The following is a 24,584-nucleotide window of genomic DNA, read 5'->3' on the forward strand; positions in this document are numbered from 1 at the left end:
TACTTTAAAGCAACAGTAAACTTAATCTTATGTATTGTTTAAAAGTTCTTGCGTGTGTTGTACTTGCTTTTGGCTCCCAGTTTACCTGTTTCTCACAGAACAAGCCCATCAAACTACTTCCGGAAAACCCTCACTATTTTGAGTATAAAGGAAAACCTCTTGCCCTCATCACCTCAGCAGAGCATTATGGAGCAGTGTTGAATGCCGATTTTGACTATGAAAAATATCTCCGCACACTTCATGAGGAGGGAATGAATTATACGCGAATCTTTATGGGGAGCTATTTCGAAATTCCTTCAAAGAGCTTCTCCATAAAGCAAAATACCCTCGCACCTAACATCAATAAAGTCCTAACTCCATGGTTATCCAAAACAGAAAACGGCACTTTAAAATACGACTGGAGCACAACCAACCTTGCATATTATGAGCGCTTGGCAAAATTCATGAAGCTCGCTGAGGAATTGGATATTATCATCGAAGTCACGCTTTTTTCTTCCATTTACAATGATGATCACTGGGTAATGAACCCACAAAACCCAAAAAATCGGGTAGGTGGAAAAAACACACTAGACAGAAAATTAGTCCATACCCTAGAAAATGGAGCATTATTGGAATTGCAAAAAGATTACGTTTCTAAATTGGTAAAAGAATTAAATGAGTTCGACAATTTCTTCTTCGAAATCCAAAATGAACCTTGGTCCGACAGACCCACCGCAGCTGTAAATATTGCAAACACCTATGCCCTGGATGGGCCAAACTGGCAAGTCAAGGTGGATTTGGCAGATGATAAATCACTTGAATGGCAGGATGAAATTGCTAAAACGATCGTGAATACCGAAGCTACACTTCCACAAAAACACCTGATCGCGCAAAACTACTCCAATTTCAAAGCGCCAATACCTACCGTATCTGAACACATATCCATTTTAAATTTTCACTACAATTGGCCTGAGTCAGCTACCTGGAACTACCACTATAATAAGGTTATTGGATTTGATGAGTCAGGATTTGCTGGCTCCGAGGATATGGTTTACCGAAGACAAGCTTGGGCATTTATGCTCTCTGGAGGTGGGTTATTCAATAATCTGGACTATTCCTTTTTTGTAGGAAAAGAAGATGGAACTGGCGACAATGAGGCTCCAGGAGGAGGAAGTACAACGCTGAGAAAAGAATTGAAAATCCTTTCTGATTTTATTCATAGTTTGAATCTAAACCAAGTTAGGCCTTCAAATGAAAGTGTTATCGGAAGTCCAGGAATGCTTTCATTTACTCTAAAAGATGGCAGTGGAGGTTACGCTATTTATCTAGTCGAAGCAGGTAAATCCGAATCAACTATCACTATTGAAGCATCAAATGGAACAATCTATACTTTTGAGACGATGAATACAAGGACAGGAGAAATCAACAACCTACCAGCTTCATCGCTAGTAACCAATGGAAAAATAACTATTCCTATCACGCTTCAAAATGGTGAACTAGTTCTCCGTGTTCATTTAGCTATGGCAAGGAAATGATAGAATTCCAAGGGAAATTAGCAGCTTTTGAGTTTAACCATTGGCAATTCCACATCCCCATTTCGGATGATATTTCTAGCCAGATGATGGACAAAAACCATCGGCGGGTTTTAGTATGGATAAAGAATGAAGGCCCATTTCATATGGCCTTGATGAAAGCAAAAGAATATTGGTACGTCTTGGTAAATCAAGAACTCCGAACACGCTTGAAGCTAGATGAAAAGAACTCTTTTCCAGTTAAAATAGATAGAGATCACAGCGAATACGGCCATGAAATGCCGGAGGAACTTCAAGTACTCATGGACCAAGATGAGGAAGGCGCTCTTTATTTTAAAAAGTTAACACCTGGCAAGCAACGCATGATGGTGTATACTGTCACAAAAGTTAAAAGCCCGGAAAGTAGAATGAAGAAAGCGTTGGCAATTATTCATCATCTCAAACTCACTAAAGGAAAGCTAGATTACAAGCAACTCAACGAATTAATTAAATATTACAATAAGTTATAGGAATCATTCGATGCCTTAGTTGACATTTTGTATTTTAGACTTTACTCAATTTTTCCCCTATAATGAAGAAACTGCCAGAAATAAACTGTGATTTAGGTGAAGGCATGCCAAACGAGAACGAGATCTTTCAATTCATTGATACTGCCAGTATCGCCTGTGGAGGGCACTTTGGGGATGAGAACACTATAAATGAAAGTTTAGAATTGGCTTTGAAATACAAGAAAAAAGTAGGTGCTCATCCCTCCTATCCAGACCAAAAGCATTTTGGAAGGAAGACAATGAAGATCTCCGAGAAAGAGTTGAAAAAGTCAATTTTGATTCAAATACTAAAATTTGAGCAATTGGCAGAGAAATCCGGGACTCCAATGGATCATATCAAATTCCATGGAGCTTTATATAATGAAGCTGCTGCTGACCCCGAAATGGCAGATACCCTAACTGATTTCATAGCCAATCACTTCCACAATACCCCGATATTCGCGCCTCCACATTCTCAGTTGGAAAAGTACCTCAAGCAAAAGAATTTGCATCAACGAGTAGAGGTTTTTGGGGACAGAAGGTACTTGGATAATTACCAATTGGTTCCAAGGTCTGTATTTGGATCTCATTTGATTTCAGAAAGTGAGATCTCACCTCCGCTGAAATCCCTTCTCGAAAATGGCTATTTGCTATCTGACTCGGGAAAAAAGCTTCCCTTCAATCCAGATACTATATGCTTTCATGGAGACAATCCAGGAATACATGAATTTTTACCGAGCATCAGAAAAAAATTCTGGACATGAAACCCAAGTTCCGGCAAATCTCCCCATTGATTGGTGAATTTGAATGGGATGCCGAAATTTCAGATCATCTTCTACAACAGCAATTAGCCTTCAAATCATTGCTGGAGATAAACTACAGCTCAGAAATATTGGAGCTTCGAATGGGATACAAAACCTTATCGATTTTGCTTTCAACACCTCTAAAAGAATTGGATCTAGAAAAGTCTTTGGGGTCAATAAATCTGGAAAAATCAACCAAATCGCTACCTGAGAAAATCTGGCAAATCCCGGTTTGTTATTCTAAAGATACTGGACGTGATCTGGAAGCTTTGGCAATAGCAAAAAGCTTGTCGATCGAAGAATTAATAAACTTGCACTCCCAACCACTGTACCGACTTCATTTCTATGGATTTCTACCAGGATTCATGTATTTGAATGGACTTCCCAAAGCCCTAAATACTCCGAGAAAAAGTGTGCCTGATCGAGAAGTCCCCATTGGTTCCGTTGCCATCGGCGGTTCACAAACTGGCATTTATCCATCGTCGAGTCCCGGCGGATGGCATTTGATTGGACAGACTCCAGTTGCTCTTTTTGATCCTAAACTTGACAAGCCTGTCTTTGCGGAAGTTGGAGAAAGGATCGAATTGACACCAATAACTTTCTTGGAATTTGAACGCCTGAAAAGGCATCCACAACATCCAAAATTCAGATGATACGGGATATTGGCTATCTGAAAATCTTAAAATCTGGACCGGGAACTTCTATTCAAGATAGAGGGAGAATAGGTTTTGCATCCTATGGTGTTCCCACTTCCGGAGCATTAGATCAGCGCTCTTTCAATTGGGTGAATCACTTACTTCAAAACCAAAAAGATGCTGCTGCTTTGGAAATTTGCCAGCCAGGATTAAAAATTCTCTTTGATGCACCTACATTAATTTGCCTAGCTGGAGCTAGGTCTGATATCAGGCTCAATGGTAGTTTAATATCAAGCTTCGGGATCATAGAAATAAGGGGAAATGATGAATTAGAAATTGGAACATTTCATCAAGGTTCTATTCTTTATCTAGGGATTAAGCATGGCTTTCAAACTGAAAAAATCATGAATTCCAGAAGTTGGTATCAAGGAATAACCGAAGAAGGGTTTGCTAAAAAAGGACTAAAAATTCCATTTTTCACCAATCAGGAGGTTCCAAAAAATACAGCTTCAAAAGTAAAATGGGATTTTAATTGGACTCAGAGCAAAGTCATAGAAGTATATCCTGGCCCTGAATGGGAATTACTACCTACTATTTCTCAAGAATTCTTGGAACCTAAAGAGTTCAGCATTTCTTCCCTCAAAAATAGGATGGCAATTCAATTGGTAGAACTTCTGCCAAATTCTTTGCCTGAAATGGCAACAGCACCAGTTTTTCCAGGTACAGTTCAATTAACTTCTGGAGGAAAACTGATTGTCCTGATGAAAGACGCGCAAGTCACTGGAGGATATCCCAGAATTCTACAGCTCGAAGAACAGGCAATTTCGATTCTCGCTCAAAAAAAACCACAGGAAAAAATAAAGTTTTCCCTGAAAACATTCTCCTAAAAAAACGGCTTTCCCTCTTGAGGAAAGTCATTTTCCCTATTATCTTACACTTTTACTTTGACAATAGACCAGATGGATAATAGCTTAAAAGAACAAATTATTGGACAGGGAATGAACCCTGATACCGTAGCACAACAAATTCAACATTTCGAAAACGGCTTTCCCTTTTTAAAAATCACCGCCCCTGCCACGCCAGGAGACGGCATCAAGGTGTTGACTGATAAAGAGTTGAACCATCATCTTGCGACTTATCCTGAGAAGGCTGCTCAGATAGAGGTTTTGAAATTTGTACCTGCGAGTGGAGCTGCCTCACGGATGTTCAAGGATCTTTTCGCTTTTCTAGAAGGAGATGGGGATATAAGCAAATCTGCGTTTGTACAGAAATTCATGAATAACATCGAGAAATTTGCCTTCTACGAGGATCTGGATGAAGTCTTGGAAAGTCAGGGAAGTAGCATATATCATGCGCTAGACACCAAAGATTATAAAAGCATTTTGGCAGCGCTACTTTTGGATGAAGGCTTAGGCTATGGAAACTTGCCGAAAGGCTTATTGAAATTCCATCGTTATAAAGATGGACGAAGAACTCCTGCTTATGAGCATCTGATCGAAGGAGTTCAATATGCAATTGGAAAAGGATCGATAGTAAAAATACATTTCACAGTTTCTCCGGAGCATGCTCCAAAATTCAAAGCTGAAATAGAGAAAATTCTACCTGGAATTGAGAAAGAATTCGGAGTAAATTTCGAAATCAGCTACTCTCAGCAGAAGAAATCTACGGATACCATTGCCGTAAATACAGATAACAGCCCATTTACTGAAGAGGATGGCAGTATACTCTTCAGACCAGCTGGTCATGGAGCTTTACTGGAAAACCTAAATGAGGTTTCTGCAGATCTGATCTTTATCAAAAACGTGGATAATGTAGTTCCTGATCGCTTAAAAGACGAAACTAAAACCTACAAAATGGCAATAGGTGGAATGCTGCTGGAAGCTCAGGAAAAAGTCTTTGAGGCCCTACATGCGCTGGATAAGGAAGAAAATGAGGAATCAGTGTCAAAAGCAGAAGACGTATTGACACAAGCTTTGGGAGTGAAAGTACCGGAAGATTTTTCACACCTCTCCATTGAAGCAAAAGCAGCCTTTCTAAAAGTCAAACTCAACCGTCCAATTCGTATATGTGGAATGGTGAAAAATACTGGAGAGCCTGGCGGAGGTCCTTTTTGGGTCAAAGAAGAAGATGGATTCCAATCACTTCAAATCTTAGAAACTGCCCAGATCGACCTGAATGATCCAGCATCAAAAGAGCATTTCAACGCAGCAACGCACTTCAATCCGGTTGATTTGGTATGTGCTACCAGAAATTACAAAGGTGAGTCTTTTGACTTGCTACAATACAGAGATATGATGACTGGATTTATCACGGAGAAATCCAAAAGTGGCAAAGACCTTAAAGCCCTGGAACTACCTGGACTTTGGAATGGTGCTATGTCAGGCTGGAATACCATCTTCGTGGAAGTTCCGCTGATTACTTTCAATCCTGTGAAGACAGTGAATGATCTTCTAAGAGACGAACATCAATAAAAGTTAAAAAGCTGAAGTCTAAAATCTGAAATTTTCAGATTTTAGACTTCAGCTTTCAGCTTTCTGAATTTACTCTTCTTTTTTCCCTTCGTACAAGTCGTACTTTAGTAAGCGGCAGTCAATAGTTCCGTTCCAGAATTCTATCCTTCGGTTCGCCTTTAAACCTATTTTTTTAGCCAATTCTAGATTTCCTGTAAAAATATACCCTCTATATCCAGCACATTTCTGCTTTAGGAAATCCCCCATTCTCTTATAAGTAATTTCCAATTCATCGTTCTCCCCTAGCCTTTCGCCATATTCTGGGTTGAACATGATCACGCCGCGTGGTCGTTCAGGTATTTCGGTTTCTGCAAAATCACAAACCTGAAATTCTATCATGTGATCCACTCCTGCTGTGATTGCATTTTCCTGTGCAAAAGAAATCGCTTGAAGAGAAATATCAGAGGCTATGATCTTGAGATCAGGAAGCTCCATGATTTTACTTTCGAGCTTCTTTTTCTTTGCTAAAAAAGCCTGCTCATCATATCCCAAAATATGCTGGAACGAATAATGGTCTCTGTAAAGCCCCGGATAACGTTTAGTTGCCATCAGCGCAGCTTCGATTGCCAAAGTCCCGGACCCACACATAGGATTGATAAAAGGAACTCGGGTATTCCATTCTGTAGCATAAATCGTCGCTGCCGCCAAAGCTTCCATCATCGGTGCTTTTCCAGGAATCTTACGATAGCCATGCTTGGCTAAGGTATCTCCAGAAGTATTGATGTATACCGAACACTGGGTTTCTTTCCAATAAACCTGAAAAACCAAGCCATTAAAATCTGAACCAGAATCCGGTCTGCGTCCTTTCAACTCCCTGAAACGATCCACAATCGCATCTTTCACCTTGACATTTACAATCAATGGAGTCGTGATACTTTCATTTTCTGCAACAGAATTTACCGAGAAATACCCATCAACATCCAGGTAATCTTCCCAGGCAATCGCTTTGAATCTGCGATAGATATCATCGGCATTTCTTAGGTAAAAAGATTTGATTTCATACAATACTTGGGAAGCTGTGCGCAGGTATAAATTAAGGTCCATGCATTCCTCCATGGTAGCCCTAAGTTCTATGCCTGTTCTGGTGACAGATTCAGGTACGAATCCAAGTTCACGAACTTCCTTTTCCAAGTAAGAAACTGAGCGATCCTTACAGGTAACAAAAACTTTTCCTTTGAGATTAAAATCAAGCATGCGCAAAAGTAACAAATCGAGCACAACTAAAAGTGATGCGAAGTAATGATTATTCCCAGCGAGATTCTCCCGAATCAATTTCGGCATAAGCTACCTCAGCACTAATCATCAAAAAATAAGAAGAGGAAAGATCAAGGGAATGAATTCATTGATCCTTCAGCGTTGATATTCATCAATTTCGGAGGATAAACTCGCAAACGATTGCGTAACTTAACAGAATTGGGTTTGCTGCACTGATAGTAAATCTTGAATTTTAGAATGAAAAAACAACACCTCAATTTTATGAAATACAACCGAAATATGCTCGCGGTTTTAATTACATCAATGGCTCTTGTCAGTTGCGCTGGCGAACAAAAGGCAGATGATGGCTGGACTGATTTATTTAACGGAACCGACTTAACTGGCTGGAAAACAGTAGCTGGAACAGCAACATTTGAAGTAGTTGATGGTACTATTGTGGGATCATCAGTCGCCGATTCCCCTAACACATTCCTGATCACAGAAGAAACTTACGGAGACTATATTTTGGAACTTGATCTCAAGATCGAGCATCTTTCAAGTAACTCTGGAGTTATGACCCGTGGACAATATGACCCAGCAGCAAGAGAAGGTAAAGGTCTTGTATATGGTTATCAGATAGAAGCCGATCCTTCGGAAAGAGCATGGTCAGGTGGATTATATGATGAAGCAAGAAGAGGATGGTTATACCCTTTGGATCTTAACCCTGAAGCAAAATCAGCTTTTAAAATGGGGGAATTCAATCATTACAGAATTGAAGCTATAGGTGATGAGATTAAAACTTGGATCAACGGTCAGCCTGTAGCCTATGTAGTAGATGATATGGACAAAACAGGATTTATCGGTCTACAGGTACATAGCATTCGGAATGCTGAAGATGCAGGCAGAAAGACATCCTTTAAAAATGTGAAGATTCAAACTGAGAACCTTGAATCTATGCCATTTGACAAAGATATTTTTGTTGTAAACAATCGTTTAAACTCCTTGACTGATTATGAGACAAGCAATGGATGGAAATTGCTTTTCAACGGTCAAAATTCCGAAGGATGGAGAGGAGCCTATAAGGAAACATTCCCAGAATCTGGCTGGTCTGTAAACGAAGGAGTTTTGAATATTGCTGCTTCTGATGGTGGGGAATCCACTAATGCTGGAGATATCGTCACTACGGAACAATTTTCTGCTTTTGACTTAGCTTTTGATTTCAAATTAACAGAAGGTGCTAACTCTGGAGTGAAGTATTTTGTGACGTTGTCAGAAGGAAATAAAGGTTCTGCCATTGGTCTTGAATATCAGGTTTTGGATGATGAAAAGCATCCAGATGCAAAAATGGGCAGAGATGGCAATCGTACTTTAGCTTCTCTTTATGACTTGATCAAAGCGGACAAACAGCCGAGATTTATTAAGCCAATCGGAGAATGGAATAAAGGACGGGTGGTTGTGACTCCAGACAATAAGGTGGCTCATTACCTAAATGGAGTGAAAGTTGTAGAGTATGTACGTGGATCTCAGGAATTCCGTGACTTAGTGGCCATTAGTAAGTATGCGAAATGGGAAAACTTTGGGGAAGCTCCTGAAGGTCATATCTTGCTTCAAGATCATGGAAACGATGTTAGCTTCAAGAACATCAAGATCAAGGAGTTAAAATAAACACCCAAAATAATCATGAAAAATAACAGAAGAGAATTTATCAAAAAATCTACTGCTGCTACTTTAGGCTTCTCAGCTTTGGGTTCTGCTGCTTTCACAGCAAAATCGTATGCAAATATTATCGGGGCAAATGATCGATTAAATGTCGCGATAGCCGGATTAGGCAGACGATTAGGTGCGTATTATGAACCAATCGGACTGAAATCCAGCAATGTGAATCTTATGTATCTCTGTGATGCAATGGAATCTCAAATGCCTAAGGCAGCAAAGAACTTTCAGAAGCATATAGACTATACTCCCAAATTGGAGCAGAATGTCATGAAAGTGATGGATGACAAAGAAGTGGATTGTATGATCATCGCTACTCCCGATCACTGGCATGCACCAGGCACTTGGCTAGCTTTAGAGCGAGGGAAAAATGTTTACGTAGAAAAGCCTTGTTCCCACAATCCTCATGAAGGTGAATTGCTCATTGCTCTGCAGAAGAAGTATAACAAAGTAGTGCAAATGGGAAATCAGCAGCGCTCAGCTCCTGAAAGCCGGGAAATCATAAAAGCCATTCATGAAGGAGCTATTGGCAAAGCATTCATGGCAAAAGCATTTTATAGTAATAACCGAGGTGCAGTCCCAAATCCAGTCGCTGCGCCTGCCCCTGCTGGTTTAGATTGGGACATGTTCCAAGGACCAGCACCAAGAAGAGCCTATACCCATGACACATGGGATTACAATTGGCACTGGTATGGATGGGAATATGGAACGGCTGAAACGGGAAATAATGCAACTCACGAACTTGATGTAGCGCGGTGGGCGCTTCAGGTAGATTACCCAAGTGAAGTTTTGGTTACAGCTGACAAGCGCCACTTTGCTGAAGATGGCTGGGTGATGTATGATACGATGGACGCTACATTTAAATTCGGAGATGGATCGGTAATTCAATGGGATGGAAAAAGCAGAAATAGTTATAAAACCTACGGGTCAGACAGAGGAACAATCATCTATGGCACTGAAGGTTCAGTTTATGTAGACCGAGGAGGCTACAAGCAATTTGACAGATCGGGAAAAGAAGTAAAAAGAAATCTATCCGGAGGCAATGAAGCTGGTACTGCGCTGGGAGGCGGTGGAGATATGAGTACCATACATATTGTCAATTTCTTTAATGCTGTTCGAGGTTTAGAAAAGCAAAACTCCAATATTGAAGAAGGAGCAGTAAGTACTCTACTTTGCCATCTTGCCAATATCAGCTATAGAACGGGAGAAAATCTAATCTGTGACCCAAGCAATGGGCATATCAAAAACTCGAAGAAGGCTTCGGCACTTTGGACTAGAGCATATGAGAAAGGTTGGGAGCCGCCGAAGGTTTAATTTGTTTGTTAAATTATTTATATAAGTCTATTGATTTAGAAAAATAATTTTTCAAAAAATTTTATAAAGTTATACTAAAGAAGGCCAGCTAAACTGGCCTTCTTTAGTATACTATCAATTCTAGTTAAATGTAGAATTGATAGTTTTAGTATAAACAAATTTTAGCCATAAAGCCTAAATATCATTTTTAGAGCAAACAGCACATTAGTTGCACAGCCAGATACTGAGGACAAAACACAACCTAAAGCCATTCACTGGGTATTTTTTACCAAACACAAATCCTTTTAACCGTTTAACTGCGCAATCGATTTCGTAGATAGGATTTAACTTTTTTTAAAATTTATCACTAATGTTATACCTTAATTGATGGTAATAAATTTCGAATTGCGTCATATACCAAAGGCATTATTTTGAAAATTAGCACCAATCCCAATTTTCTATTAACAAAAACCCAAAATTATGAAAGCAAAACTTTACACTTATTTAAGTGTGCTATTCTTGCTGCTAATTTCCATTTCAAATGGATACGCACAAGATGTACAAGTGAGGGGTACTGTCTACGATGAACTCGGACAACCCTTACCTGGAGCCACCATTCTCGTAAAAGGAACCACCAATGGAACTACATCCGATCTAGACGGAAAGTATGCCATTTCTGCAGCTAGTAACTCAACACTGATTTTCTCCTTTATAGGGTACAATCCTGTAGAACAAGTTATTGGCAATCAAACCGTAGTAGATGTTAATCTAACACCAGATATAGATGACTTGGAAGAAGTCGTAGTGGTTGGATATGGTACCGCTAAGAAAAGTCAATTGACTGGAGCAATCTCCTCTGTAGGCTCTAAAGAAATCACTGAACTACCTATCAAGGATGCGAGGCAGGCACTTCAAGGTCGTGCTGCCGGCGTGGATGTGACCCAACCAGGTTCCAAGCCAGGCTCATCCCCACAAGTTAGAATTAGAGGTAGACGTTCTATCACAGCATCAAATGAACCTCTTTACGTTGTTGATGGAATTCCACTAGTTGGAGGAATTGACGACATCAACCCTCAGGACATTACTTCAATGGAAGTTTTGAAAGATGCTTCTGCTACAGCCATTTACGGATCTAGAGGCTCCAATGGGGTTGTATTGATCACTACCAAAAGAGGAACTGTAGGCAAAACAGTTGTATCTCTTGATGCCTATTATGGTATAAATAAATCATTGGGCAGAATCGATGTGTTTAACGGGCCTGAATTTGCTGAATACAAAAGAGAATCACGAAGAGCAGGTGAAGGATATCCTGCCGGACCGGCTACTCCTGAAGCAGATGCTACTATTTTTGAACCAGTGGAACTTGATGGGATTGCTCAGGGAAGAACAACCGACTATCCTGCTGGACTAATGAGAAATGGCTCGATTCAAAGCTATCAGCTAGGTGTGAGCGGTGGTAGTGACAAGACTACTTTCTTCGTGTCTGCTAACTACTTTAAAGATGAAGGGGTGATCATCAACCAGGATTATACCCGCTATACATTCAGGGCAAACTTAGATCATAAGATCAGTAAAAACATCAAATTCGGTACATCTACCTTGGTTTCTTACAGTGAAAGAAATGGAGAAAATTTCAATCCACTTGGAGGTGCTTTAGCTGAAAATCCACTCGGAAAACCTTACGACGAAGATGGAAATCTTATTTTCTTACCTACACAGGATGGATTGAGAACCAACCCATTTGCAGAGATCGTAGATGGAGCACAAATGGATTTAACAAAAAACTATAGGATCTTCAATAGTATTTTCGCACAGTATGATATCCTGCCTGGATTAAGCTATAGAATGGTTTTTGGTCCGGATATCACCATTAGCAGAAATGGTAGATTCACAGGTTCTCAGACAAACTCTAGACGTGGTGGAGCGCCTACTGGCAGTGTATTTGAAGAATTCCGATTCAATTACACCCTTGAAAACATCGTGAACTACACGAAGACTTTCAATGAAGACCATAACATCAATATCACTGCGCTACAATCCATTCAAGAAGATAATCTTGAACAGACTGGCATCAGTGTACTTGGTATCCCTGCTGAATCTCAACTATTCCATAGACTAGGAGACGCTTCTCAAATAACAGGAGCCAATACCAATCTTGTGAAATGGTCACTGATGTCCTTCATGGGAAGAGCGAATTATGACTACAAAAACAAATACCTAGTTACTGCTACTTTGAGAGCTGATGGTAGCTCCAGATTTGGAGCCAACAATCGTTTCGCTTATTTCCCTTCTGTCGCTGTAGGTTGGAATATTCACTCCGAATCATTCATGCAAAACTCATCATCCATAGATCAGTTGAAACTACGAGCTTCCTATGGTTCTATCGGTAGCCAGGCGATCAACCCTTACCAGACGCAAGCGCTATTGGGCAGAACTAGCTATGCATATGATAATACAGCTGCATTTGGATATGGGCCAAGTACTATCGGTAATCCTGATTTGAGATGGGAAACCTCTACTACGCTGAACATAGGCTTGGACTTCGCGCTTTGGAAAAGTAGAATATTTGGTTCCTTGGAGTATTACATCACGAATACTTCTGATTTGCTAGCGCCACAACCACTTCCAAATTCTATAGGTTTCGGTGGATTCACTACCAATATTGGTGAAACACAAAATAGAGGTATCGAGCTAACACTATCTACTTTAAACATAGAAAAGGGTAGCTTCATCTGGTCTTCTGATATCGTTTTCACTAAAAATAAAGAGGAAATAATCTCTTTACCGAATGGAGATGACATTTCAGCAGGAAGATTTATTGGTCAACCACTGACAGTATTTTACGATTTGAAAAAAATTGGAATTTGGCAATCGGATGAAGTAGATGAAGCCAAATCATTCGGTGGCGTTCCTGGCGAAATTAAAATTGAAGATTTTAATGGAGATGGAGTAATCAACTCACTAGATCGACAATTCCTTGGTTCCGCGGTGCCTGACTTTGCACTTGGATTTACCAACAGATTTAATTTCAAAGGCTTTGATCTTTCATTCTTCCTTTATGGACGCTTTGGCTATATGATCAGATCTCAATTCCACACTCAAAATAACTCACTAGCAGGTAGATACAATAACTTGGATATTGATTATTGGACTCCAAACAACCCTACCAACTCTTATCCTAGACCAAACGTGAATCAGGAAAGCGCAAAATATGCAAGCTCAATGGAGTACTTTGATGGAACATTCATCAAAGTCCGAAATATCAACTTCGGATATACTTTCACTCCTGAGACCGCAAAGAAAATGGGATTGTCAAGCCTGAGACTTTACTCAAGCATTCAGCAGCCATTTATTTTTGCTAACTACAGAAAAGAACATAAAGGAATTGATCCAGAAGTTTATTTGGATGGTGAGCAAGGTGTAGGTGCTGGCGCAGTCAATTCAAACGTCTCACCTGCTGTCACTTCATTTACATTTGGTATTAATGCTAAATTCTAATCAATCATGAAAAAACTAGCAAAAAATATAAACTATTGGGCCAAGTCAACCGCCCTTATCCTTGGACTTTCAGCTGCAGTTTCCTGCGATGGATTTCTAGAAGAAGATGTTATTTCACCGATTGGAAATGATTACCTCAACACTCCTAAAGGCATGAATGACGGTATCAACGCAGCATACAGTACTATGAGAGCATGGTATGGTACCGAGCGTGGAAATAATTTTACGATTTTCGGTACCGATATTTTTACCAATGGTGCTGATGGGTCATGGAAATTCATGAATACCTATACCAATCAATTTGATTCTCAAAATGGCCATGTGCGTGAACTATGGGATGAGTTTTATAGAGGTATAAACACCTGTAATGCGGTGATTGACAGATCTGTCAACCTTACAGGTATCTCACAAGACCTGATAGATCAAAGAGTCGCTGAAGCTAAATTCATTCGTGCTCATCACTATTTCATTTTTGTACAATTATTCGGCGCTGTTGATCTACAACTGAGCGAAACCACCGTGCCTACCAAAGAGGTAACTCGTACTCCTGTAAATCAGATATACGCAGCAATCATAAAAGATCTGGAAGAAGCAATACCAGATTTGGAAGATAAAGCAAAATCGTCTGATTACGGAAGAGCTACTAGGCCAGCAGCCGAACACCTATTAGGACGTGTTTATCTGACTAAAGGTAGTTCTGAAGCTGGAGAGGCAAGTGACTATGCTAAGGCAGAACCTTTACTGCAAAGTGTGATTGATAATTATGGTTTTGAATTGCTTTCTAATTTTGGTGATGTACATGCATTCGGAAACGAAATCAATAATGAGGTGATTTGGTCTACTCAGTATACTCGAGACCCATTGACTAATGGAGGAGGAAATAACGCTCACGTTTTCTTCCTTATGGAATATGATGTGCAGCCAGGGATGATCCGGGATATAGAAAACGGAAGACCATTCAAACGCTACAAATCCACTGATTACACACTGAATACAATCTTTGCAGACCGTGTAAATGATTCTAGATATAAAAACACGTATGTGGATTTCTTTCTATCAAACAATCCAGGCACCTTTAATACTACCTTTGATAAGTCTAAAGCTTCCGTAACTTTTGCAGCAGGAGATACCACAATTTGGCTTCCTGGCTACAATATGTCTGAGGCAGAGCGAGCGAAGTATCCATATCAAGTGCTGACTCCAGAACTTTACACAGAGAGATTATTCCCTGCTATGAAGAAGCAGAAAGATCCGGGACGTGTGGATCGAACTCAATTTGAAGGTGGAAGAGATTACATTGCTATGCGTCTTGCTGATACCTACTTACTTCTTGCTGAGTCTCAATTCAGACAAGGAAAAATTGGCCTGGCTACTGAGAATATTAATAAGGTAAGAAGAAGAGCCGCATTCCCTGGAAAAGAGGCTGAAATGGAGATTTCAGAATCTGAACTAACATTCGAATTCATCACTGAAGAACGAGCAAGAGAACTTATTGGTGAGCAGACTAGATGGCTAGATCTTAAAAGATGGGGAATATTGATTGATCGTGTGAAAAAATACAATCCTCAGGCGGCACCAAATATTCAAGACTACCATACCTTAAGGCCTATACCTCAAAACCAAATAGATAGAGCTGAAGGAAATGCAAGTGCATTCCCTCAGAACCCCGGGTATTAAAGATAAATTAACCTAAAGTAAAAAAGCTGTTCCGGATATCGGAACAGCTTTTTTTTTTTGACTTATGAGTCACTAGCCTTCTCAGAATCTAATTTGCCATAGTCGATTCCCTAATTGTAATCTTAGAAGGAATTGTGATCACTTGATCGACCAAGTCATAGTGTTTTGGCTTGGTCAATTTCTTGATCAATAGTTTGGCGCATTCATTTCCTATGGAGAAGGCAGGCTGGGTAATCGTGGTTAAAGATGGATTCAGCAAGCCAGCAATTGAAGCATTGGAAAAACTAATCACCTTCAAATCTCTAGGAATGCTGAGATTGGTTTTCCTTACTGCCATGTAAGTAGCAAAAGCCAATTTCTCTACAGATGCAAGTATTCCATCAGGACGATTGGGAGCATTCAACAGTTCTTCAATCAACCTCACATTGCTCTCTTCCTCATGACTGCAATAAAGCGTCAGAGCCGGATCTACCTCCCAGCCCTCACTTCGTATGGCATCATTGTATCCACGTTGTCTTTCTTTGCTGATCGAAAGATCTTTACTCAACATTAATAAAGCTACCTTTTTACAACCTTGCTGAATAAGATGCTTTGTTCCTTCAAATGCACTGTCATAGTCATTCGTGATAAACTTGGTAGTGGGGATTTCTGCTCGGATTCTGTCAAAAAATATAACAGGAAGTCCTCGATCGTGCAGTTTTTTAAGATGAGAAATATCACTCGTCTGGCTGGTAACAGACATAGCTATTGCATCAGCTCTGCCATTCAATAGCAGATTTACAATTTTTCGCTCCCGCTCTATATCTTCATGCGTATTATAAATCAAGAGATGGTAGCCTTGATCTTGTGCAATTTCTTCAATTCCATCCATCACTTGCGCAAAAAAGTTGTTTATACGTTCGGGGATGATCACTGCAATAGTTTTACTCTTATTTTCCCGCAGACTTCTTGCGAAAGGATTAGCATGATAATTTAGCTTCTCAGCCATGCTAATCACCTTTTTCTTAGTGGCTTCACTGATTTCATAGCTATCATTCAATGCTCTTGAAACCGTAGATGGGGCCAGCTTTAATTCAGCTGCCAACTCTTTTAGACTAATACCTCCGGCCATAGTTATTGGGTTTTATTATGCAGCCAAATTACAAATCATTGCCCGTATTAGGCCTATACCGCTTGCATAATTTCGAAATCGTTTCCGCATTTTATTGCCCAAATCCAGCCGATTCAGGGTATTTTTAGGTCAATAATAAGTTATAGAAATTTAGCCTAAATAACCGATGTCCTATTCAACGACGAAAGCGTCATTCCTATCTGACGATTTTCTATTACAAAATGATTATGCCAAAATTCTTTACCACCAGTACGCCAAGGACTTACCTATTATAGATTATCATAATCACCTTCCTCCAAATGAGATAAATGCGGACAGGAAGTTTGAAAATATTTCAAAAATCTGGCTTGCAGGAGACCATTACAAATGGAGAGCAATGCGGACCTTCGGAATCAATGAAAAGTTCATCACCGGAGATGCTTCTGATGAAGAAAAATTTACCCAATGGGCTAAAACCTTACCTCACACACTGAGAAACCCACTTTATCATTGGTCACATCTCGAATTGAAGAGGTATTTCGGTGTTGACGAATTACTCTCTGAAGCAAATTCCGCCGAAGTTTATAAGCATTGCAATACCATCTTGGAAAAGGACTCCTACTCTACCCAAGGCCTACTGGCACAAATGAAAGTGGAGGTAGTTTGCTCTACAGATGACCCGATAGATTCATTGGATCAGCATGTCTCTTTTCATAAAAAAGGCAAAGACCTAGGAATGTATCCTGCTTTCAGACCGGACAAATCATATGGAGTAGAAAACCCTGCGACCTACAATGCATATATCGCTGCTCTAGGAGATCGTGCAGGCTTTGCAATAACATCCTTCGAAAAACTACTGGAAGCGATGAGTGCTAGGATAGAGTACTTCCACGAGCGTGGCTGTAGACTTTCTGATCATGGCTTGGAGCAATTGTATTTCTTTAAAAAGGATGCGTTTTCTATAGACGAAATTTTTGGAAAGGTGACTTCAGGCCAAGAACTCTCCAAACAAGAAATTGATTTCTTCAAATACACTACCTTACTGGCACTTTGCAAAATGTATCAGGCAAAAGGCTGGGTGCAGCAATTCCATTTGGGTGCACTGAGAAATACCAATGAACGCTCATTGAGAATCCTTGGGCCCGATACGGGATACGATTCCATTGGGGATTTTGATCAGGCAACAGCGATGTGTGGCTTTTTCAACGAATTGAATTCTGACGATCAACTGACCAAAACGATCATTTACAACCTCAATCCTCGTGACAATGAGGTTTTTGCAACTATGATCGGCAATTACAATGACGGCTCGGTGAGAGGGAAAATCCAATTCGGCTCAGGCTGGTGGTATATGGATCAAAAAGACGGCATGGAAAAGCAAATCAACACCCTTTCAAATATGGGCTTGATCAGCTGCTTTATCGGAATGCTGACCGATTCCAGAAGCTTCCTTTCATTTCCGCGACATGAATATTTCCGCAGGATACTGTGTAATCTTTTTGGCCAGGACGTAGCTAATGGTGAGCTTCCTTGGGATGAAAAATGGCTTGGTGGAGTCATTTCCGACATATGTTACAATAACGCAAAAGGCTATTTTGACTTTAGCCCAAAAAATATCAACGTATAATTATGAGTAATGCATTGTTCTCTCTTGAAGGGAAAAAAATCGCTTTTTCAGGAGCTACGGGAGTCCTTGGTAAATCCATGAGTTTATACCTTGCTAAGGAAGGCGCTGAAGTCCTGATTTTGGGCCGTACGCCTGCGAAAGTCGAAGAATTGGTAAAGGAAATAGCAGATGCTGGTGGAAAAGCCTTTGGATATATCTGTGATGTGACGGACGAAAGCAGCATACTGGGAGCTTATTCTGAAATAGAAAAAGAACATGGCTACATTGATATCCTGATCAATGCTGCCGGCGGGAATATGCCAGGTGCAGTTATCACACCGGATAAAACAATCCAGGATTTAGAATTAGATGCACTACGGAAAGTAATGGATCTGAATTACCTGGGTACGGCAATTCCTTCCAAAATTCTTTTTCCGCTGATGCTGAAAAACGGCAAAGGAAACATCATCAACATCAGCTCTATGGCAGCATCTAGACCGATGACTCGAGTAATGGGTTATGCTTCCGCAAAAGCTGCAATTGACAATCTGACTAAATTCCTTTCTGTGGAATTATGTACCAAACATGGCCCGGCGTTTAGAGTAAATGCTATTGCTCCTGGTTTTTTCCTGACTGAGCAAAACAGAGCCCTACTCACCGAATCAGACGGAAGTCTAACTGGAAGAGGAAATCAAATAATCAGCCATACGCCAATGGATAGATTTGGCAAACCAGAAGATCTGAATGGAGCTTTGCATTGGCTTTGCGCTGAGGCATCTGCATTTGTCACTGGAACAATTGTGGCAGTGGATGGAGGATTCGGAGCCTACGCAGGAGTCTAAAAATTTGAAATTTCAGATTTCAAATTTCAAATTGTATAATTATTAAACCCCAATATTATGACCTATAAAATGGAACAAACCATGCGCTGGTATGGCCCAAATGACCCTGTAAGTTTGAGAGATATTCTCCAAGCTGGCGCATCAGGAATCGTGACGGCTCTCCACCATATTCCCAATGGCGATACTTGGTCGAGGGAAGAAATAAAGAAACGCAAGGATATGATCGAAGCTGCAGGCTTGACTTGGTCAGTGGTAGAGTCTGTTCCAGTTCATGAGGTAATAAAGACCCGTTCTGGAAATTACCTTCAGGTGATTGAAAACTACAAGGAAACTCTTCGGAATCTAGCCGCAGAAGGCATTTTCACGGTTTGTTATAATTTCATGCCTATTCTGGACTGGACTAGAACAGATTTAGAATACGAACTTCCCAATGGCGTGAAAGCCTTACTTTATGAGAAAAAAGCTGTGCAGGCTTTTGATCTTTTTATCCTGGAAAGAGAAGAAGCCAAAGCCGAGTATTCCGAAGAAGAATATGCTGAGGTAAAAGCTTACTACGAAGCTCTCAGTCCTGCCAAACGTCAGATGATCTTCGACAATATGCTGAAAGGACTTCCTGGATCTGAGATCGGCTATACATTGGAGGAATTCAAATCTATGCTAGCGACTTATGACGGGATAGATGCTGCTAAGCTTGCGGATCACCTCCGATTATTTCTGGATGCTATCATTCCAGTTGCAGAAGAGAATGGAGTTTCGATGGCTATTCATCCAGACGATCCGCCTTTTCCGCTTTTTGGCTTAGCCAGAATTATGAGTACGGCAGATGACGCAAGAAGAATCTTGAGAGATCAACCAAGTCCATACAATGGATTGACTTTCTGTACAGGTTCATTCGGTGTAAGAGCTGACAATGATCTTCCTGCTATGGTCAAGGAATTTGGGGATCACATTCATTTCATCCATTTGCGAAGCACCAAAAGAGATGAGGCAGGTAATTTCTTCGAAGATAATCACCTGGAAGGAAATGTACCTATGGTGGCAGTGATCGATGAAATCATCCAAGTGCAGCAGAAACGAGGCAAAAGCCTTCCGATGCGACCAGATCATGGACATCTGATGCTGGATGATTTGAATAAAAAAACCAATCCAGGCTATTCAGCTATTGGAAGATTGAAAGGATTGGCTGAAATCAGAGGTGTGGAAGCTGGCTTACTTTATAGCCAGAAAAAATAACAGAAAAAGAATACTTTCTGGCAAACGAGCACTAACAACATCAAGAGTGCCTGAATGTCAGAAAGTTGTTCTATACATTTAATTAAGCCTACCTGAATTATAAACTTAGCTGCAACTCCTTTTTCTTTATTTCGCAAAACATTTGCGTATTTTTGACTACAAGTATTTTTAACCCTTTTGTATTAAGTGAATGAAATCTAGCCTGCCTGAGGAAGTCAGGCATGACTAAAACGTCACATGCATAGAAGAATAGAATGCAAGCTAGATTCCTCCCGATAGTTATCGGGATGGCCTAAAAATTCAATTATAATCATATGAAACGAGTACTAGTTAGTGGTGGTGGAGGATTTCTTGGTAGCCATCTGTGTGATAGACTTCTGAAAGAAGGAAATGAAGTTCTGTGTGTAGATAATTTTTTTACCGGAAATAGAAGAAACATTCATCATTTGCTTGACAACAAGAATTTTGAACTGCTTCGCCACGATGTTACGCATCCACTTTATGTAGAAGTAGATGAAATCTATAATTTAGCTTGTCCTGCCTCCCCTGTTCATTATCAGTTTGACCCAGTTCAGACTACCAAAACTTCCGTGATTGGAGCGATGAATATGCTGGGCTTGGCAAAGCGATTGAAAATCAAAATCCTTCAGGCGAGTACTTCTGAGATTTATGGTGATCCTGAAGTTCATCCCCAGCCAGAATCTTATAAGGGAAGTGTAAATACCCTTGGCCCAAGAGCTTGCTATGATGAAGGGAAGAGATGTGCTGAAACACTATTTTTTGACTATTACAGACAGCATAAAGTTGCCATCAAAGTCATGCGTATTTTCAATACTTATGGTCCAAGAATGCATCCAAATGACGGGCGCGTTGTAAGTAATTTTATCGTACAAGCCCTTCAAGGAAAGGACATCACCATGTATGGAGACGGTATGCAAACCCGCTCTTTCTGCTATGTGGACGATAATATTGAGGGAATGTACCGCTTGATGAATAGCCGTGATGGATTTACCGGACCTGTTAACATCGGTAATCCTGGTGAATTCACTATGCTGGAGTTAGCTCAGCAAATTATTGATCTGACAAACAGTAAAAGTAAGATGATCTTCCTGCCACTTCCTCAAGATGATCCTATGCAGAGAAGACCGGTTATTGATCTGGCTAAAAAAGAACTGGATTGGGAACCTACTATTAACCTTAGAGAAGGATTGACCAAAACGATAGAATACTTCGAATCAATAATCTGAGAAATCCATCAATCAAACTAGAAAAAGCAATCAAATGATGGCTTTTTCTAGTTCAAAGCTTTTTCAATCTCTGCTTTCTCGAAGGCAGGATCGTAGTCAGGATTCTTTGTAGTGGGAATAGGAGCTCCATTTTCCAACCTCCACTTTTCCAATTTCTTTAAAAGCTCCTTAGTATTTTCAGGATTTGAAGACGCTAGGTTATTCCCTTCGGAAGGATCATCCTTTAGATTATAAAGTTCTAATCCTCCATCTTCAAAATACTGATGCAACTTCCAATCTCCTGAACGAATGACTGAGCCAGGTCGAGTACGGAAAAGCGGATCTCTAGAACCATCCTCCTTCGGATCGTAGGCCTCCAGATATATTGGAAAATGCCAGTACAGATCCCTTTCATCCAATTCCTGATCAAAAAGCAGAGGCAAAATACTTTGCCCATCCAGCTCCAGTCCTGTATTTGGGGCAATCAATGCTTGGAGGGTAGGATAAAAATCCATTTGTGTCACGGGGGTGTTTTCTATTCCCGGTTTAACTTGATTTTGCCACTTGATGAGCATAGGCACTCTAATTCCACCTTCGTAGTAACTCCCCTTTCCAGCTCTCAACGGATCTTGATAGCTGGTAGCGCGAATGCCTCCGTTATCTGAAGTGAAGATAATAAGCGTATTATCCGTCAGATTCAAGCCATCAAATACACTTAACAGTTTCCCTACATTTTCATCCATGCTTTGGATCATGGCCGCATAGACTGGATTATTTTGGCCTTTGCTACCTTTCTTGTTTTGATATTTTTCTACCAAATCCGGTTTTCCCTGCAAAGGAGAATGAACTGTATAAAAAGGCAGGTAAAGGAAAAATGGGCTCTTTTGGTTATTCTTTACAAAGGCGATCGCTTCATTGGTTAGGCGGTCAGTCAAATATTCCCCTTCTACCACAGGTTCCAAACTGATATTATACGGGCTAAAATACCCATCCTTTCCAGGATGGCCTCTATGGCTTCCACCGATATTCACATCGAATCCATGGATAGCCGGATCATCCGAAATATGCCACTTCCCAAACGTACCAGTTGTATAACCTTGATCTTTGAAAAACTTGCCCAAAGTGTAAAGACTATCTTGGATAACTTTTGCATTTGGTGAGGCAAACAGCTGCCGAGTTCTCTTATCACCACGATCTGCTGGGTCTACCGTGTAAATCCCATGAGTCATAGCATAACGACCCGTAATCATAGTCGCTCTACTAGGAGCACAATTAGAAGCTCCTGCATAGGCATTCATGAAGACCTTGCTTTCTTTACTGAGTTTATCAAGGTTAGGCGTCTCGTAATACTCCGAACCCATAAATCCCAAATCAGCCCAGCCCAAATCATCCACATTGATCAGCACAACATTTGGCTTCTCAGATTTAAGCTGCGCAAAAGAATCTCCAAGCCCACCGACCAGCAAAAGACACAGAACTATATACTTTTTCACTATTTAGAATTTAAACAACACCTAATTAAACCTCATATTTCCAACCACTACCAATCGCACCCTCCACACTTCAAACTTTACCACATTACAACTTTACCACCTTCCAAACTGTCAACTGAAAACCGACAACCGTCTCCCCTCAATCCTTCGTCACTTTAGATCCCCACCAGTCAGCATTTGGTGTATAACCCGGACTCAACATTTTCACTCGCTCTGCTTCCAAATTTGGCATTCTTACATTTTTGTTTCTATCCAAAACTTCCTGATGCAAGGCTGCATTATATTCAGGATCATCCAATGGCTGATTTGCAAATTTACCAGTCAAATAAAATAGCAAGTCACCAGCAAGTTTAGTAGTTACTTTTCGATTTTGCTTTGCTACATCATTTCCCTCCCTTGGGTCTTTGCTTAGATCATAAAGCTCCACACTTTTATCCTCCCAATAGTAAATCAATTTCCAATTTCCCTCACGCACAATAGAACTTGGATCTCCACCCTGATTGCCATAGTGCGGGTAGTGCCAATAAAGCTGACGAGAAGCAATTTTTTTTCCTTGCATCGCCGGAGCCAAACTTACCCCCTCCATATACACTCCTTCGGGCATCTTCACATTTGCAAGTTCCAAAAGAGTAGGGTAAAAATCTATCCCGCTGGCAGGAACATCTAACGTGATCAATTCCTTCTGTCCTGGGACTTTGATGAAATACGGCACGCGTAGGCCACCTTCCCACTGATATCCTTTGCCGCCTCTTAGCGGAAAATTTGAAGTGGAAAAGGCATCTCCAGACGCTACTCCGCCGTGATCTGAGGTAAATACGATAATGGTATTTTCATCCAAACCTGCTTTCGCCAAAGCTGCAGTCACTACTCCCACTGCATCATCCATGGCCTCCACTAGTCCTGCATAGACTGGATTATCCTGATACTTCCGGATCGGAAGTCTCCTTTCCATTTCAAATCCATGATCAGCTATCCCTAAAGCCTCAGCCTTTGCTCTATACTTTGCCCATTTTTCTTCAGTAGTCTGAATAGGTCCGTGAACTGCATAAAAAGACAACATGGCAAAAAACGGTTTCTCATGCTCTTGACCGATAAACTTGGCCGTTTCAGTGGCGAGACGCATACTTAGGTTTTCACCATCAGGCCCTTGTTCCAGCTTGGGATTATCGTAAGGAGCAAAATACCCACCTTTCGGGCTCCCGGCTTCGAAACCTCCAATATTGGTTTGGAAACCATGATCTTCAGGATAAGAACCTTCGCCTCCCAAATGCCACTTGCCCGCAAAAAATGTCTCATAACCCGAATCTCTCAATGCCTCAGGGAGCGTCACATACGATGCTGGCAAATCATGTGAATAAGTAGGTGGCAAAAGCTTGGTATGCCTACCGTAATCTCTCCAAGCCTCCCCTTCCGGTGCCCCTATCCAATCTGTAATCTTGTGAACCGCAGGAGTTACACCAGTCATAATACTGGCTCTAGCTGGACTGCAAACAGGCGAAGCGGTATATCCTTGAACAAATTGATAGGAATGGGAAGCTAGCTCGTCAATATTCGGAGTTTCATAGTATTTGCTTCCTGTCACACTGAGGTCATGATACCCTAAATCGTCCACTAAGATAAATACAATATTGGGCTTGTCAGCAGATTGGGCAAAAGCCTGATAAAATCCGAGCAAAAGCCCAGCCACAGGTAGTAATTTCTTCAGCATTGGAAGGTATTGTTATTTGAAGAAA

The 24,584-nt window shown here is 40.7% G+C and carries 18 protein-coding genes; 14 read left to right on the forward strand and 4 right to left on the reverse strand.

Features of this window, described 5'->3' with window-relative positions:
• Nucleotides 1-29 precede the first annotated feature (29 nt).
• The 6 genes from AACZ87_RS04425 to AACZ87_RS04450 all read left to right on the forward strand — a co-directional run bounded on the left by AACZ87_RS04425 (nucleotide 30) and on the right by AACZ87_RS04450 (nucleotide 5,947).
• A complete protein-coding gene (locus AACZ87_RS04425; protein ID WP_339865249.1) occupies nucleotides 30-1,514 on the forward strand; it encodes a hypothetical protein in 1,485 nt (494 codons plus the stop codon).
• The gene (locus AACZ87_RS04430; protein ID WP_339865251.1) at nucleotides 1,511-2,020 is read left to right on the forward strand and encodes a YdeI/OmpD-associated family protein; all 510 of its coding nucleotides are present in this window, start codon (nucleotides 1,511-1,513) and stop codon (nucleotides 2,018-2,020) included. The genes AACZ87_RS04425 and AACZ87_RS04430 overlap by 4 nt, the downstream gene beginning before the upstream one ends.
• A gap of 62 nt (nucleotides 2,021-2,082) precedes the next feature.
• The gene (locus AACZ87_RS04435) at nucleotides 2,083-2,802 is read left to right on the forward strand and encodes a LamB/YcsF family protein (RefSeq protein ID WP_339865253.1); all 720 of its coding nucleotides are present in this window, start codon (nucleotides 2,083-2,085) and stop codon (nucleotides 2,800-2,802) included.
• Nucleotides 2,799-3,494: a 5-oxoprolinase subunit PxpB gene (gene pxpB, locus AACZ87_RS04440; protein ID WP_339865254.1), complete on the forward strand. Its 696-nt coding sequence runs from the start codon at nucleotides 2,799-2,801 to the stop codon at nucleotides 3,492-3,494. Before AACZ87_RS04435 ends, pxpB begins: the two co-directional genes overlap by 4 nt.
• Nucleotides 3,491-4,363: a biotin-dependent carboxyltransferase family protein gene (locus AACZ87_RS04445; protein ID WP_339865256.1), complete on the forward strand. Its 873-nt coding sequence runs from the start codon at nucleotides 3,491-3,493 to the stop codon at nucleotides 4,361-4,363. The genes pxpB and AACZ87_RS04445 overlap by 4 nt, the downstream gene beginning before the upstream one ends.
• A gap of 72 nt (nucleotides 4,364-4,435) precedes the next feature.
• Nucleotides 4,436-5,947, forward strand: a complete 1,512-nt coding sequence (locus tag AACZ87_RS04450; RefSeq protein WP_339865258.1) for a DUF4301 family protein — start codon at nucleotides 4,436-4,438, stop codon at nucleotides 5,945-5,947.
• A gap of 69 nt (nucleotides 5,948-6,016) precedes the next feature.
• On the opposite strand, the gene AACZ87_RS04455 is transcribed toward AACZ87_RS04450, so the two are convergent.
• Nucleotides 6,017-7,180, reverse strand: coding sequence for a class I SAM-dependent RNA methyltransferase (locus AACZ87_RS04455; protein WP_339865305.1), 1,164 nt, complete (start codon nucleotides 7,178-7,180; stop codon nucleotides 6,017-6,019).
• A 282-nt stretch (nucleotides 7,181-7,462) separates the two neighbouring features.
• Here AACZ87_RS04455 and AACZ87_RS04460 point away from each other — a divergent pair, with 282 nt between their 5' ends.
• From AACZ87_RS04460 to AACZ87_RS04475, 4 genes are all read left to right on the forward strand, one after another.
• The gene (locus AACZ87_RS04460) at nucleotides 7,463-8,845 is read left to right on the forward strand and encodes a DUF1080 domain-containing protein (protein ID WP_339865260.1); all 1,383 of its coding nucleotides are present in this window, start codon (nucleotides 7,463-7,465) and stop codon (nucleotides 8,843-8,845) included.
• A gap of 15 nt (nucleotides 8,846-8,860) precedes the next feature.
• Entirely contained in the window at nucleotides 8,861-10,207 is a 1,347-nt protein-coding gene (locus AACZ87_RS04465; RefSeq protein ID WP_339865262.1) for a Gfo/Idh/MocA family oxidoreductase, read from the forward strand.
• A 459-nt stretch (nucleotides 10,208-10,666) separates the two neighbouring features.
• Nucleotides 10,667-13,684: a TonB-dependent receptor gene (locus AACZ87_RS04470; protein WP_339865264.1), complete on the forward strand. Its 3,018-nt coding sequence runs from the start codon at nucleotides 10,667-10,669 to the stop codon at nucleotides 13,682-13,684.
• A 6-nt stretch (nucleotides 13,685-13,690) separates the two neighbouring features.
• Entirely contained in the window at nucleotides 13,691-15,361 is a 1,671-nt protein-coding gene (locus tag AACZ87_RS04475; RefSeq protein ID WP_339865266.1) for a RagB/SusD family nutrient uptake outer membrane protein, read from the forward strand.
• Between the two features lie 88 nt (nucleotides 15,362-15,449).
• Here the strand turns inward: AACZ87_RS04475 and AACZ87_RS04480 are convergent, their stop codons facing one another.
• Entirely contained in the window at nucleotides 15,450-16,472 is a 1,023-nt protein-coding gene (locus AACZ87_RS04480) for a LacI family DNA-binding transcriptional regulator (protein WP_339865268.1), read from the reverse strand.
• A gap of 166 nt (nucleotides 16,473-16,638) precedes the next feature.
• On the opposite strand from AACZ87_RS04480, the gene uxaC reads away from it, so the two are divergent.
• The 4 genes from uxaC (at nucleotide 16,639) to AACZ87_RS04500 (ending at nucleotide 21,379) form a co-directional block, all read left to right on the forward strand.
• A complete protein-coding gene (uxaC, locus tag AACZ87_RS04485) occupies nucleotides 16,639-18,078 on the forward strand; it encodes a glucuronate isomerase (protein ID WP_339865270.1) in 1,440 nt (479 codons plus the stop codon).
• A gap of 2 nt (nucleotides 18,079-18,080) precedes the next feature.
• Nucleotides 18,081-18,899, forward strand: coding sequence for an SDR family oxidoreductase (locus tag AACZ87_RS04490; protein WP_339865271.1), 819 nt, complete (start codon nucleotides 18,081-18,083; stop codon nucleotides 18,897-18,899).
• A gap of 57 nt (nucleotides 18,900-18,956) precedes the next feature.
• Nucleotides 18,957-20,132, forward strand: coding sequence for a mannonate dehydratase (gene uxuA / locus AACZ87_RS04495; protein WP_339865273.1), 1,176 nt, complete (start codon nucleotides 18,957-18,959; stop codon nucleotides 20,130-20,132).
• Nucleotides 20,133-20,446: 314 nt separating this feature from the next.
• Complete coding sequence (locus AACZ87_RS04500; protein ID WP_339865275.1) at nucleotides 20,447-21,379, forward strand: UDP-glucuronic acid decarboxylase family protein; 933 nt, start codon at nucleotides 20,447-20,449, stop codon at nucleotides 21,377-21,379.
• A gap of 47 nt (nucleotides 21,380-21,426) precedes the next feature.
• Here AACZ87_RS04500 and AACZ87_RS04505 read toward each other — a convergent pair whose 3' ends face one another.
• Together AACZ87_RS04505 and AACZ87_RS04510 are read right to left on the reverse strand one after the other, a co-directional pair.
• On the reverse strand, nucleotides 21,427-22,851 hold the full coding sequence (locus AACZ87_RS04505; RefSeq protein WP_339865277.1) for a sulfatase: 1,425 nt from the start codon (nucleotides 22,849-22,851) through the stop codon (nucleotides 21,427-21,429).
• A 139-nt stretch (nucleotides 22,852-22,990) separates the two neighbouring features.
• Nucleotides 22,991-24,559, reverse strand: coding sequence for a sulfatase (locus AACZ87_RS04510; RefSeq protein ID WP_339865279.1), 1,569 nt, complete (start codon nucleotides 24,557-24,559; stop codon nucleotides 22,991-22,993).
• Nucleotides 24,560-24,584 lie beyond the last annotated feature (25 nt).

This window comes from uncultured Algoriphagus sp. (assembly GCF_963974365.1).
Taxonomy (GTDB): Bacteria; Bacteroidota; Bacteroidia; order Cytophagales; family Cyclobacteriaceae; genus Algoriphagus.